Raw genomic sequence first — 14,508 nt, 5'->3', positions numbered from 1 at the left:
ATACACAAAAATGGGGGTGCAGCAGTGAAGAAGGCAACTAGTAAGAACAGAATGGAAATCTTCCACTATGGCAAAATGGTACTGGTGGCAAGTGCGTTTGCTGCTTTTATAACGGCATGCGGAGGAGGAGGGAACTCGGAAGTGGCCAAAGACATACCCAATGAAACAACAAATACAAAGGACCAAACGGTGAAGCCAGACGAGGTACCGGAAAAACTGCTTGAGGGCAAGTATGCGGAGGTTTATGACCAATTCAGCAATGAGTTTAAACAACAACTGAGCGAAGCCGATTTTGTAAAAATGGCTCCTGATTCTCTAGAGGATGTTGATTCATTTAAGCAGGCGTCAGTCATGAAACTCAATGGCAGCGAACAACGTTCATGGATAAGCGACTCAGGGAAAATAGGTCTGATCATTGTTTTTGATGAGAAGGGAACTATATTAGGGCTTCAAGCCAAGAAACTTTCCCCTTCGCCGGAAACAGACAATCGCCTGACCAAATTCAAATACGATTGGCCATTGAAGGGGGAATGGTTTGTTACCTGGGGTGGAACCAATGCGCTTGTGAATTACCACTATGAATATGAAAGCCAGCGATATGCCTATGACCTTATACAGAAAAAAGATGGCTATTCCTATAAAGGTGATCCGCTGAAAAATACAAGCTATTATGCTTTCGGCCAACCGATTCTTGCGCCGGCAAGCGGAACCGTGGTCTCGGTCGTAAATAACATTCCTGATAACGAACCTGTGGGCGTGATGAACGAGAAGGTGCCTGCCGGGAATGAAGTTGTGATTGACCATGGCGGGGAATATAGCGTGCTAGCTCATATGAAGAAAGGCTCTGTTAAAGTGAAGGTAGGGGATAAGGTGAAGAGTGGCGATGAAATCGGGCTACTTGGTAATTCAGGCAATTCCAGCGAAGCCCATCTTCATTTTCAGGTGTCAGACGGTGCAGATTTATTCAAGTCTCGTTCGATCAATATCAATTGGAAGAACCGAATTGCTCCTGTGCAGGGAGAGACAATAAAAGCCGAGTAATTTCAAAAAAATTCAAACGCTCAGACAAAGGTTGATCTTCAGTTTTATGATGATCAACCTTTGTTTTTTTGTTATCCGACAACAAGTTATTGAAAAATATCGTCCTCATTACAAAACAGAATGCGATCATCAAGATACGGACTGGTGGCGCAAATCGGTGGTCTATCAGGTTTATCCCTTTGACAAAACTCAGGCAGATCTAAACTGGGAAAATCCGAAAGTACGTCAGGAAGTCGTAAAACTGCTGGAGTTTTGGGCTGAAAAGGGAGTCAGCGGATTTCGGATGGATGTGATTAATTTAATTTCCAAAGATCAGCGATTCCTGAGTGATGATCGCAGCTCGGCTCCGGGCGACGGACGCAACAATCACTTTGCCCCATATGCTTCCTACATGTGGCTCATTCGTTAGACGAAGTTTATAGTACAGCAACAAGCATAGCCCCAGGTGGCAACCTGGGCTGCTACTTCATTAAATTAAGTGGGGCGGATTAGATGTCGATTGAAAGAGTACAGGTGGAACGAATTATAGAAGCCGTTGGCGGCAAAGATAATATTGAGGCAGCTACCCATTGTGTAACCCGTCTGAGGTTTGCCCTCTATGATGACAAACTGGTCGATAAAGATGCATTGGATCAAAATGCTTTGGTCAAAGGCCAATTTTCCTCACAAGGACAGTATCAAACGTGGTAGTAGTGCTTAATTATGTCTATCTTGAAGATACCACCATGTTCCAGTACACCGAGTCAAGGCATCGGCTGGACAAATTCCAATTTGTCAACTTTGCCAGACGTGCTCACGGGGATGAGAAAAAATCGGATGTATCCAGAAACCCTGTTTAAAAAAACACTTGACATGAAACGCGTTACAAAACTTAGAATCTAATTTAGAAACACTTTATAACACATTAGCATAAGGGGACAAGGTCCTACCCTGGTTAATGAAAAAACATAAGTAAAGGCGGAGAGAACATGAGTACACAGTTTCCAAAAGATTTCCTGTGGGGCGGAGCAGTTGCTGCTAACCAGCTCGAAGGCGCTTATCAAGAAGATGGAAAGGGCTGGTCTATTCAGGATGTAACCCCTCGTGGTGGTTGGGGATCTGTTACGGATGTGCCGACAGAAGATAATATGAAGCTTATCGGTATTGATTTCTATCACAAATATAAAGAAGATATCAAGCTTTTTGCAGAAATGGGCTTCAAGGTGTTCCGGACCTCCATCGCCTGGTCACGTATTTTTCCTAAAGGCGACGAATTGGAACCCAACGAACAAGGTCTGCAATTTTATGATGATTTGTTCGATGAGCTTCATAAATATGGCATTGAACCGCTCGTTACATTATCTCACTATGAAACACCGTTACATTTGTCCAGAGAATACGACGGTTGGGTAAACCGCAAGCTTGTTGATTTTTATGAGCGCTATGCTACAACGGTATTTAACCGTTACAAAAATAAAGTAAAATACTGGTTGACATTTAATGAAATCAACTCCATTCTTGAAGCTCCATTCATGAGTGGCGGGATTAGCACACCAAAAGATCAGCTTAGTGAACAAGACCTGTATCAAGCCATTCACCATGAGCTTGTAGCAAGTGCAAGAGCGGTAAAAATCGCTCATCAAATTAACCCGGATTTCAAAATCGGATGTATGGTGCTGAGTATGCCTACTTATCCGTTGACACCTAATCCAGACGATGTGATTGCTGCGATGGAATTTGACCACAGAAATATGGCGTTTGCTGATATTCATGCCAGAGGCCAATACCCAGGCTACATGAAACGTTTCTTTAGAGAAAACGGAATCTCTATTCATTTTGAACCAGGAGATGCCGAAGATTTGAAGCATACCGTTGACTTTATCTCGTTCAGCTATTACATGAGCACATGTGAAACGGCTGACGAAGCGAAGAAAGCGAAAGGTGAAGGCAACATCCTAGGTGGTGTCAGCAATCCGCATCTTGAGGCAAGCGAGTGGGGCTGGCAAATTGATCCGCAAGGCTTGCGTTATGTACTGAACACATTCTATGACCGCTTCCAAAAACCACTATTCATAGTTGAAAATGGTTTGGGCGCCGTTGACGAGCTGATCACCAATGAACAAGGCGAAAAAACCGTTGAGGATGACTATCGGATCAACTATCTGAATGATCATCTGGTTCAAGTTGGCGAAGCCATTGACGACGGAGTAGAAGTTATGGGCTATACGTCTTGGGGTTGCATCGACGTTGTTAGTGCATCGACAGCTCAGCTTAAAAAACGTTATGGCTACATTTATGTAGATCGTCATGATGATGGAAGCGGCACACTTGAAAGATATCGGAAGAAATCGTTCCATTGGTACAAAGATGTTATTTCGACCAATGGTGCAAGCTTGCGACGGAAATAAGATGCTGCTTGCTTGACCAAGGCAGCAATTCAACGAAAAGGGATTTTATACAGCGACCGCTTCCTGCTATTGTGCAGGGAAGCGGTCGCTTCGTTTTGTTTGCATCACGTTCAGGCCCTTAGCTGATAATTTTATTACTGACGAGCGATTGTCGGAAAGGCTATGATACGGTGAGAAGCATATTCAGAAGGGAATGAACCATTATGAAGCTTATGTTTGTATCGGATATTCACGGCTCGCTGCACTGGTTACAGCTGACACTGGAAAAGTTCAGGGAGGAAAAAGCGGACAGACTTGTCCTGCTCGGAGACTATATGTATCATGGACCGCGTAATCGGCTACCTGAAGGGTATAATCCGGCGGAAGTGGCCGCTATGCTGAATCAGTACAAGTCTCATATTGCAGTGGCTGTACGCGGTAACTGCGATGCAGAAGTGGATCAGATGCTGCTGGAGTTCCCGATGATGGGCGATTATGCTTTATTGTACCATGAAGGTCGGCGCATCTATGTCACGCACGGACATGGCTTCAGCATCGGGAACTTACCACCACTGGAATCGGGGGATCTGTTCATCCAGGGACATACCCATATTCCGGTAGCGGATGTGGAAAAGGGCGTCTTCGTGCTGAATCCCGGCTCGATAGCGTTGCCGAAGGAAAACTATCCCCCATCCTATGGGCTATTGGAGGGACTGCAATTTACGGTTAAGGATTTTGATGGCGACACGATTAAAACGATCACATTTTCAGTGTAGTTCATTTTAGAGCTTGAATGGGATATGTTCAAAACTTTTGCGATCTGATTGAGACAAAGATCATATTATTGTATGATAGGAACGGAGTCCGTCCGTCTTGTTTATTAGACAACGTTTTCCAGTTACAGAAAAGACTCAACATTATGATGAAGAAAGAGAGCTTCAACACATGCAAATTAAGGATTCACATTATAAGATGCCGCCTGAATGGGCGCCGCATGAACGTACGTATATTTCCTGGCCTGTACAATCTTCCATGATTTACCCGGATTTGCATGCAGATGTGTGCAAGGGCTACGCTGGCATTGTACGCGCCATGGCTGAGTTTGAACCGGTTACCGTGGTCGTAAATCCAGCTGATTTAGAGAGCGTCCAAGCGTTCAAGTTCGGGGAACGGGTAGAGCTGCTACCGATAGAGCATAGTGATGCATGGCTGCGCGACAACGGTCCTACTTTTCTAACGAATGAGCAAGGGCAGTTGGCAGGTGTGAACTGGAAGTTCAATGCTTGGGGCGGCAAATACGCTCCGTGGGATCTGGACGATCAGGTAGCACCGCAAATTTTGGACACGCTTGGATTACCGAGGTTTGATGCACCGCTTGTGATGGAAGGCGGCTCACTGCACGTAGACGGCGAAGGCACACTTATTACAACAGAAGAGTGTTTGCTAAATCCAAACCGCAACCCGGAATTAAGCAGGGAAGAAATCGAACGGTATGTCTGCGAATATACAGGCGTTGAGAAAATGATTTGGCTGAAACGTGGACTTAGTGGTGACGAAACGGATGGGCATGTGGACAATATTGCTTGCTTTGCTGCGCCCGGCAAGGTCATTATGCAAGTATGCGATGATCCTATGGATGAAAATTACCAAATCACGCAGGAAAATTTGCGCATTCTGGAGCAGGCAACGGATGCAAAAGGCCGCAAGCTGGAAGTGATCCAAATCGGGCAACCTCCGCGCCTGGATTTTGACGACAGTCGGTTGACGCTGAGCTATATCAACTTCTATTTTGTGAACGGCGGGATTATTTTGCCCGTGTTTGGCGGCACTGCTGCTGAAAGCGACCGCGCAGCCGAGCAGGTGCTGGCAAATGTATTTCCGGAACGTACCATTCGTACCGTGGACGGCATGGCGGTCATCCGTGAAGGCGGTAACGTACACTGCACTACCCAGCAGATGCCCGCTGTAAATAATTGACCTATATAAATCCAAGAGGAGGACTGACGTGAGAAAAGTAAAAGTGGCAGCAACCCAAATGAGCTGCTCTACCAACATTGATGAAAATATAAGCAAAGCTGAGAAGCTGGTACGTGAAGCGGCTGCGCAAGGCGCGCAGATTATTTTACTTCAGGAATTGTTCGAGACTCCGTACTTCTGCCAGAAGGAAAAGTCCGATTATTTTGTATATGCAACCGAGCTCGAGCATAACAAGGCGGTCAACCATTTTAAGAAGATTGCCAAGGAATTGCAAGTTGTGCTGCCAATCAGCTTTTATGAGAAAAAAAACTACGCCCGCTACAACAGCCTTGCTGTGATTGATGCGGACGGTGAAGTGCTGGGTAAATACCGCAAGAGCCACATCCCGGACGGTCCCGGGTATGAGGAAAAGTTTTATTTTAATCCGGGCGATACTGGTTTTAAAGTGTGGAATACACGATATGCCAAAATTGGAATAGGCGTATGTTGGGATCAGTGGTATCCTGAAGCTGCCCGTTGTATGGCGCTGATGGGTGCAGAAATTTTGTTCTATCCGACAGCAATTGGTTCGGAGCCGCAGGATTCTTCCATTGACTCCAAGGATCACTGGCAGACTTGCATGCTCGGTCATGCTGCTTCCAATCTGATGCCAGTTGTTGCTTCCAATCGCATTGGAATGGAGACAGATGAGGACTCCAGTATCACATTCTACGGTTCATCCTTTATTGCTGGGCCACAGGGTAACAAAATTGCAGAAGCTGGTCGTACGGATCAGGAAGTGCTTACTGCTGAATTTGATCTGGACGAGCTGGAAGTGGGGCGGATTGAATGGGGCATTTTCCGTGACCGCCGCCCGGAACTATATAAAATGATTGCTACCTATGATGGTGATTTAAAAGTATAACCTTTATACGAATATAGACAAAGTTCCCCTTGCTGATAAGCCAAGGCGTTTCCCACATTCGGATTCGCTCGGCTTTTCGGGAAGGGGATTTTTGGAATTCTCCGAGCACTTTGCAAAGCTACAAAATAATAATTTGCCCTATCGTACATGAGGTGTATACCCTTAAGTACGATTTTTTTATTTGGTATTCGATTTAAGATGAATATAAGAAATCTAAGTACATTAGCAGGATGCTCATAATGCGAATTTTCTTTTTATGATATGAAGGGCGTGGTCAGTTGAAGAAGTTCATTAAATATGTAAAGATAGAAGGGATTGGTTTTAATGACTAATCACACTTCCCAAATCAACAAGTTTTTTAAATGGTGTATAGGCATTATTTTTGTTCTCATCATTATATATTTGTGCACACGGGTCAATTTTTTATTTAAACCGCTAACTTCTTTAATCAGCATTGTCTTACTTCCATTAATATTGTCTGTTTTTTTCTATTATCTTCTGCGTCCGTTGGTAGATGTACTGGAAAAACACAAGTTAAATCGTTCTCTTGCGATCATACTCATTTATATCGCCATTGCAGTCATTTTAGCTGTCTTTGTTGTTGGTATTTGGCCTTCCATACGTAACCAAATGATCAATCTGGTGGAGAGCGCACCCAGTCTATTTAGTACATTAAGTAAAAAAGTTCAAGAATTAGAACAGAACGAGGCACTTTCTGCCATTTTCCCGGGCGACGTTAATCCACTGTCACACCTAACCGAATACTTGAACAAAGGTTTCTTTTTAATTACGGATTATGTAACCGGATTGTTTAGTCTTGTTTCCAATGTAACAATCGCATTGTTTACCTTCCCTTTAATCCTTTTTTACATGCTGAAGGAAGGGAACAAATTCGGCCGCACACTGGTTAGTTTTGTCCCTAAACGCTTTCTAATAGCTGCAAACGAGGTTTTGGATGATATTGATAGTGCGCTTGGCAGCTTTATTGTGGGAAGGGTAGTTATTAACTTGGCACTTGGTGTGTTAATGTATTTGGGATTCTTATTAATCGGATTGCCATATGCACTATTATTAACCGTGGTTGCGGTGATTATGAATTTTATTCCTTTTGTCGGCGCTATTTTATCATCAATCCCTATTGTTATTATTGGCTTCATTCAGTCACCGACTGTTGCTATATGGTCACTTATCGTTATTCTTTTGGCCCAGCAAATACAAGACAATATCATTTCTCCTTATGTATTCGGTAAGCAACTGGATGTTCACCCTTTGACAGTCATCATTCTCGTGCTGATTGGAGGAGATTTGGCAGGAATTACTGGAATCGTGCTGGCGATCCCATTATACATGATTATTAAAGTCATCTTTAGTAAGGTGTATTTTCTTTTTTACAGAGAAAAATGGGAAAATTTATAATTGATATTGAATATTTAGCATACGAATATCTATTTTTACCCAAACGTACACACGTCCTCGCCCATGTGTACGTTTTTTTTAACTCCACCATTTTGTAAAATGGCTTGAGAATAGTCTTACTTACTTTTAACTAAGCTACAAAGTGATAAAATATAAATATAATGTTTTTTGTAATCATTTGAGTTGGACCAAAGGAATAAAGAGGTGGACTATGGGCAACGAATCCAAGGAACAAGACCAAGATGTAGACTTAAAGATACACAGTGGAGAACATGATCGACTTGATATATCCAGAGTTCCTATTATATTATGGATCATTTTGATCTATCTCGACGGGATTATTTTTCAAAATGTTCCCCCACTACTACCGCTACAAATTATATTGTTTACTTTGACAATATTTTTGCACGTACTTTTGTACTGGCATGCTCGTAAAATTCTACAGTACTTTTCATGGATTTATTTTATTATTCAAGCAGTAATTATCTTTTCAAGCGCATTTCTCCTGCCTGAAAGTTTTCCGATTGTGCTGATTGGATTAATCCCGATTTTAATCGGGCAGAGCATAGGTATTTATTATCAAACGAAAAAAGTTGTGTTGGTGTTTTTTAGTTTCTATCTTCTTTTTTGCGTTGCTATTATATGGCACCAAGATGGCAAGAACTCCGTGCTGTTTATTGGCTTGCTCATTCTTATTGTTATTGTCGTAGTTGCATATGCTATTCTTTTTTTCAGGCAAGTCAATGCGCGGATTCGTATCCAAAACTTTCTTACTGAATTGGAGCTTGCACATCAAAAAGTGGAAGAGCTTACGTTGGCCAACGAGCGGCAACGCATGGCCCGGGATTTGCATGACACACTGGCTCAAGGTCTTGCTGGCCTGATTATGCAGCTGGAAGCCGTAGATGCCCATCTGACAAAAGGCAGCTCACAGAGAGCACATGAAATCGTTCAGCAGTCCATGTCCCAGGCACGCAAGGCGTTGGCTGACTCACGCCGGGCTATAGATAACCTGCGTTCAAAATCGGCCTCGGAAGTCGACTTTGCTGATGCAGTCCGGGAAGAAGCGCAGCGCTTTACGATGGCTACTGGAATCCGAACAACACTGGACATCAGGATCAAATCCTCGGTATCCAGGCTATGGATGGAACATGGGCTACATATCATAAGTGAATGTCTAACGAACGTAGCCAAGCATTCGCATGCCAAGAACGTATGGCTCTATATTTTGGATGCACATGGTACAATTTTTATAGAGATTCGTGACGACGGAAAAGGATTTAACCCGGATATTATCGCCAGACAAGCAGGACACTATGGATTAATAGGCATTCATGAGCGTGCGCGTTTGCTGGGTGGAACCATTAATATCAACAGCACAGTAAGAGAAGGGACGTCAATTAAAGTAGAGGCTCCCCTTACTAAAGGAGACGTATCATGAAATTTAAAATATTAATTGTAGATGATCATTGGGTGGTTAGAGAAGGGCTAAAGCTTGTTCTAGAGACAAATGACAGCTACGAAGTTGTTGGTGAAGCTGAGGAAGGGGAAACAGCTCTTACGATGATTGAGGAGCTTCATCCGGATGTAATACTAATGGACCTATATATGCCCCAAATGAGCGGGCTGGAGACGATGAAAGCTTTAAAGGAGAGGCAAAATGATACGCCGGTTATTATCCTGACTACCTATAATGAGGATGATTTAATGATACAGGGACTATCCTTGGGAGCGAAAGGATATTTATTAAAGGATACCAGCCGTGAAAATTTGTTTCGGACTATTGAATCAGCATTAAGAGGAGAGACACTTCTTCAGCCGGAAATTACAGCAAGAGTTTTTGCTAAAACAAGTGAGAGAGAGCTCAAGAGCGAGCAGCGTGAAGAGCCTACAATCCTGACCGAGAAAGAAAGGAACATATTACAGTCTGTTGCACGGGGACTTAGGAGCAAAGAAATTGCGTTCGACATGGGGATTTCAGAGCGCACCGTGAAAGCACATTTAACGAACATTTACAATAAACTCGGTGTAGATTCCCGATCTGAAGCGGTGGCCGTGTCTCTGGAACGAGGCATTCTGCATCTTTAAAAATCGTAAATAAAAACATATATTCATTTTATTTTGCCCTATCGTACATAAGGTGCTTGCCCTTATGTACGATTTTTTTGTTTATAAACTGCTGTACTCTTAAAAGAGAATAAATGCAGTCTAAACCATGGATTGCTGAAACTGCTTAGAGGAAGTTGAGGAGGATGAAATTGTTGAATAGGACACGAATCAAAATGCTAGTCACGGGAATAACTTTCGCTATGGTGGTTTCCGGTTGCTCAAGCGCTTCGGAGGATTCCACTGTAAAATCCAGTCAGCCGGTAGAAATTCAAAAAGTAACGATGAAGCCTTTGGCTAATGAATTTAATCTGGCGGGAACATTGCAGGCCAGCAATCAAACCGCTGTTTCCTTAGAAGCGAATGGACGTATTTTAAATACAACGGTTGAAGTGGGAGATCAGGTACATAAAGGGGCTGTCCTTGCAAAAATGGACACAACCACTTATCAGTTGCAGCTTGCTCAGGCCAAGGCAACTATGGAGAAGGCGAAAGCCGGTGTTAGCCAAGCGGACGCTTCTGTTCAATCGGCACATGCAAGCATTCGTAATGCACAATCCCAGATTAATTCAGCCCAATCTAAATTGCAGGAATTGAACAATGGAGCCAAAAAACAGGAAATTGTACAGGCGCAAAATGCGGTTACTGCGGCAACCAATATGTACAACAAGAAAAAGGCAGATGCCGCCCGAACCCAAAGTCTATTTCAGGCAGGGGCCGTATCATTAACGGAAAATGAAAATGCGCAGCTGGAAGTAACGAACGCACAAAAAAGTTTAAGTGATGCGCAAGAGCAATTGTCCCTTTTGCTTGCAGGGGCTTCCCAGGAACAGCGTACACAAGCTTCGGCTGGCGTCGATCAGGCCAGAGCAGGGCTGGAATCAGCTATGGCTACTCAGCAACAAGGGCTAGCGAGTAAAGCTCAGGCACAGGCTTCCTACGAGGATGCGGTAGCTGCTTATGAGCAAACGGCTTTAGCTCTTAAGAAAGCTACTTTAACATCCCCCATAGCTGGTGTTGTAATTGAGAAAAAGGTATCTGATGGTCAACTGGGCTCCAGCGGGAGTGAGGCGTTTATTGTCGGAAATATTAGTACCTTAAAAGTGCTCCTCCCCGTACCGGATAGTGAAATCTTGTCGTGGAAGAAAGATCAAAAAGTAAATATATCTTTATATAATGAAATTAGAACAGGAACTGTTACCCAGATCTATCCATCGACTAACTCCAAAACGGGTAGCATCAATGTGGAAGTGAGCATTTCCAACCCCGAACTCAATTGGAAGCCTGGTCAAGTCATTAGTGCATCTAAAAGCATAAATCAAAACGAAGCGCTTTTAGTGCCCGTAGAGGCCGTAATTAGTACGGGAAATGAACCCTATGTCTTTAAGGCTGTAAATGGAAAAGCCGTTAAAACAGCGATTAAACTGGGGAAAGTGACTAATAATCAGCTCGAAGTTGTCTCTGGACTACAGGCGGGCGATCAAATCGTTACGCAAGGAGCAGGAACCTTATATAATGGTGATTTACTCGGGAATGATGTACTTGGGAAATCGGAGGAGTCGTCCGAATGATTAAATATATCGTTAAAAAACAGAAAATCACACTTATTTTCTTTGGCATGTGCTTTTTGCTAGGAATTTACAACTTTGCATCGTTACCTAAACAGGAGATGCCTGATGTTGTTCCTATGGGAGCCAGTGTCACAACCGTGTATCCGGGGGCCTCGCCTGAAAGAATCGAGCAAACCATTACGAAAGTTTTGGAACAGAAAATTAAAGAAGTGCAAGGTGTCAAAACGATTTCTTCCACTTCGTCAAAAGGCCAATCCAGTATAAATATAGAAGCTTTGAATGAGGCCGATCCGACAAAAGTATGGGCTGATCTTCGTACAAAAGTACAGGATGCACAGTCTGAGCTTCCGGACGATGCGATGCAGCCCATTATCAATGATAGCATGGCAGGCTCCTTCATCGGATCATACGCAATCACTTCTGATAACGTTGAAAATTTGTATGCGTTAAATGAGTTGATGAACACCTGGAAAGATCAATTAAAAACGGTTTCAGGTATTTCAAAAGTTAATATTCAAGGAATTCCAGAACAAGAAGTACGGATAAGCCTAAACACTCAAAAAATGCAGCAATATGACATCTCCTGGGAACAGGTCCTTCAAGCCATTAAAAATGAAAATGATAGAGTGCCTACAGGAAGTCTGGATTTCAATCAGCGTACCTATCAGCTAACGGTAGATGCTTCAACTGATCCGAATGTTTTAAATAACGTTCAGATTTCAAGCAACGAAGAAGGGTTTCCTATAGCCTTGAAGGATATAGGTACGGCCTCACTTGTTTTTAAAAAAACGGAGAGTTATACGTATGTGAATACCAAGCCTGCTATTTCAATCAGTTTGAGTGGAGATACAGGCACAGACGTACCAACGGTATCCAAAGCGGCGACAGCCAAAATCAACGAGCTTGCGAGTAGCTTGCCAAAGGATGTACATTTTGAACTGCTGTTTGCTCAAAATGATCGCGTAAGTGAAATCTTTGGTAATCTGTCCAAAGAAATGATGATTGCTATTGCATCAGTTATTGTTATTTGTACATTAGGCTTAAACTTGCTAACCTCTGCATTTGTGGCCTTGGCTATCCCTGTTTCTATTGCCATCGGTTTTATTGTCTTGCCGATGACAGGAACGACGCTGAATCAAATTTCAGTCATCGGATTAATCATTGTACTGGGGATACTGGTTGATGATGCCGTTGTGGTAAACGACAACATTGAACGCCGACGCTCTGAATTTGGAGAAGATGCTACGGAGGCGGCAATTAAAGGAACAAAAGAGGTATCCTTATCGATCATTACAGCCACGCTGGCTACAGTTGCAGCATTTGCCCCGCTTTTATTTCTGCCGGGCAATATGGGAGACTTTATTAAACCGATCCCTACCGTTATTTCGTTAACGATGCTGGCTTCCATGATTATGTCGCTTACGATCATTCCTATTTTCCGTCAATGGTATGATAAACGAAGTAAGGGCAAAGAACGTAGCAAACCGACCAAGCCTCCGGGGCTCCTTGGCAATCAAATTCAGTCCCTCTCTAATGCATACGCTAAAAACTGGATGCCAAGAATACTGCGTCGACCACTTTTCACTGCGCTTATTGGTCTTATGATTGGTACGGCAGCTTATGGACTGCTTGCTATTGTGCCCATTCAATTATTTCCTGAATCGGACCAGCCGGATGCCACAATCAACGTAACGATGCCAGAAGGAACGTCATTGCAGGCAACCAATCAGGTTATAACTGAGATTGAGAACTGGGTTAAGAAGCAGCCAGAAACAGAACATCTGGCAGCAACGGCAGGTGGTGGAGCACCTCAAATGTACAGTGACATAGTAGCCGGTAGTGGCTCCGTGGGCGCGGTGCACGGTCAACTTGCTGTTGTTGGAAAAGAGGGAGTCTTTGATATCAAAAAAACGGTGGACAGCTGGACAAGTACACTGCAAGCCAAATATCCAGCAGCATTAATAAGTATACGTGTTCCTCAATTAGGTATCCCAGTCGGCAGCGCAGTGTCTATCCGTATTAAAGGAGAAGACCTTGGTAAGCTGCAAAACATGACAGCTAAAATAAAAGAAATCGTTGCGGGAACTCCCGGGGCTGTAGATGTGACCGATAACATGGGGATGCAAAGCTATAATTTGAATTTTCAAGTCAACCAGCAGGCCTTGGATAAATATCAGGTCAACTATTCCAACTTAACCCGCACTTTGTTGCTAATGGGTGACGGAGTGAAGGTCACGGATTTTGATACGGGTAAGGAACTGCTTGATATCAATATGTACATGGATAAACCTAACCATGATCCTGAGGTATTATTCCAACAGCTGAGTGTCACTAATGCGGGAGGAGAGCAGGTCCCGTTATCCCAGTTAGCCACGATGAAACCGGATTTTTCCATTCAGCAAATTCACCGCTATGATTTGGAACGGACGGTAACAATCTCAGCCAATGCAAATGGGCGTACGGCTACGGAGCTCACCCAGGATATCCACAGCAAGCTTACAAGTACACATTTCGATTCGGGGTATACTTGGGAAATGGACGGGGAAACATCTACGCAGTCCGATTTGTTTAAGGATTTGGGGAAATTAGCCGTTATCGTTGTTTTTCTCATTCTGCTCTTGATCACCATGCAGTTTTACTCGGTTTCCACACCGCTCATTATTATGACGACTGTTTACCTGGCAGCAGCAGGAGGAGTGCTTGGAAGCTTTATTACAGGTATGCCAATCGGCTTTATGAGTATCATGGGTATCATTTCCCTTGCCGGTATCGTCGTGCGTAATGGTATTGTATTGATCGAGTTTATTGAAGACGCGCGGCGTGAAGGCGCCGAATTAACAGAAGCCATCTTAATGGCATGCTCTGCCCGTTTTCGTCCGATCTTTCTCACCTCGCTAACTGCGATCGTCGGTATGATACCGATTGCTACGATGGGAGAAATTCTATTCAAGCCATTGGCAGCGACCATTATATTCGGACTGATTTTTTCAACCATTTTAACGTTGTTTGTAGTTCCGACTCTTTATATGGTCGTAGCTCAACTGAAGCTGAAACGGAAGCAGAAGAAAGAAATGGATGGCAAATAACGATAGCACATAATTATGCTTGAAAATTACCCGATCGTACA

General features: G+C 43.5%; 10 protein-coding genes and 3 pseudogenes. All 13 read left to right on the top strand.

The window, feature by feature from the left end:
• The first annotated feature begins 24 nt into the window (after positions 1-24).
• Complete coding sequence (locus tag ACIFQM_RS01890) at positions 25-1,041, top strand: peptidoglycan DD-metalloendopeptidase family protein (RefSeq protein WP_430040026.1); 1,017 nt, start codon at positions 25-27, stop codon at positions 1,039-1,041.
• 46 nt (positions 1,042-1,087) lie between these two features.
• Positions 1,088-1,402: pseudogene (locus tag ACIFQM_RS01885) on the top strand (alpha-amylase family glycosyl hydrolase); the annotation flags it as partial.
• A 131-nt stretch (positions 1,403-1,533) separates the two neighbouring features.
• A pseudogene (locus tag ACIFQM_RS01880) lies at positions 1,534-1,722 on the top strand (PTS transporter subunit EIIB); the annotation flags it as partial.
• Positions 1,722-1,880 (top strand): annotated as a pseudogene (locus ACIFQM_RS01875) (trehalose operon repressor); the annotation flags it as partial. The pseudogenes ACIFQM_RS01880 and ACIFQM_RS01875, both read left to right, overlap by 1 nt.
• A 129-nt stretch (positions 1,881-2,009) precedes the next feature.
• On the top strand, positions 2,010-3,428 hold the full coding sequence (locus ACIFQM_RS01870; protein ID WP_430040028.1) for a glycoside hydrolase family 1 protein: 1,419 nt from the start codon (positions 2,010-2,012) through the stop codon (positions 3,426-3,428).
• A gap of 203 nt (positions 3,429-3,631) precedes the next feature.
• A complete protein-coding gene (yfcE, locus tag ACIFQM_RS01865) occupies positions 3,632-4,183 on the top strand; it encodes a phosphodiesterase (RefSeq protein WP_430064943.1) in 552 nt (183 codons plus the stop codon).
• A gap of 169 nt (positions 4,184-4,352) precedes the next feature.
• A complete protein-coding gene (locus ACIFQM_RS01860) occupies positions 4,353-5,384 on the top strand; it encodes an agmatine deiminase family protein (protein ID WP_430040135.1) in 1,032 nt (343 codons plus the stop codon).
• Between the two features lie 28 nt (positions 5,385-5,412).
• A complete protein-coding gene (gene aguB / locus ACIFQM_RS01855) occupies positions 5,413-6,288 on the top strand; it encodes an N-carbamoylputrescine amidase (RefSeq protein ID WP_430064941.1) in 876 nt (291 codons plus the stop codon).
• 324 nt (positions 6,289-6,612) lie between these two features.
• On the top strand, positions 6,613-7,704 hold the full coding sequence (locus tag ACIFQM_RS01850) for an AI-2E family transporter (RefSeq protein ID WP_430064939.1): 1,092 nt from the start codon (positions 6,613-6,615) through the stop codon (positions 7,702-7,704).
• A gap of 211 nt (positions 7,705-7,915) precedes the next feature.
• Entirely contained in the window at positions 7,916-9,145 is a 1,230-nt protein-coding gene (locus tag ACIFQM_RS01845) for a sensor histidine kinase (protein ID WP_430064937.1), read from the top strand.
• Entirely contained in the window at positions 9,142-9,792 is a 651-nt protein-coding gene (locus tag ACIFQM_RS01840; protein WP_430040038.1) for a response regulator, read from the top strand. The genes ACIFQM_RS01845 and ACIFQM_RS01840 overlap by 4 nt, the downstream gene beginning before the upstream one ends.
• A 164-nt stretch (positions 9,793-9,956) precedes the next feature.
• The gene (locus ACIFQM_RS01835) at positions 9,957-11,381 is read left to right on the top strand and encodes an efflux RND transporter periplasmic adaptor subunit (protein WP_430040040.1); all 1,425 of its coding nucleotides are present in this window, start codon (positions 9,957-9,959) and stop codon (positions 11,379-11,381) included.
• Positions 11,378-14,467 carry an efflux RND transporter permease subunit gene (locus ACIFQM_RS01830; RefSeq protein ID WP_430064935.1) on the top strand — a complete coding sequence of 1,030 codons (3,090 nt, stop codon included), beginning with the start codon at positions 11,378-11,380 and terminating at the stop codon, positions 14,465-14,467. Before ACIFQM_RS01835 ends, ACIFQM_RS01830 begins: the two co-directional genes overlap by 4 nt.
• Positions 14,468-14,508 lie beyond the last annotated feature (41 nt).

Origin of the sequence: Paenibacillus sp. NRS-1782 (assembly GCF_050467685.1) — a bacterium.
In the GTDB taxonomy this organism is placed as follows: Bacteria; Bacillota; Bacilli; order Paenibacillales; family Paenibacillaceae; genus Paenibacillus; species Paenibacillus terrae_A.
Note: the sequence above shows the minus strand (reverse complement) of the source record. Positions and strands in the feature narration are given on the sequence as shown.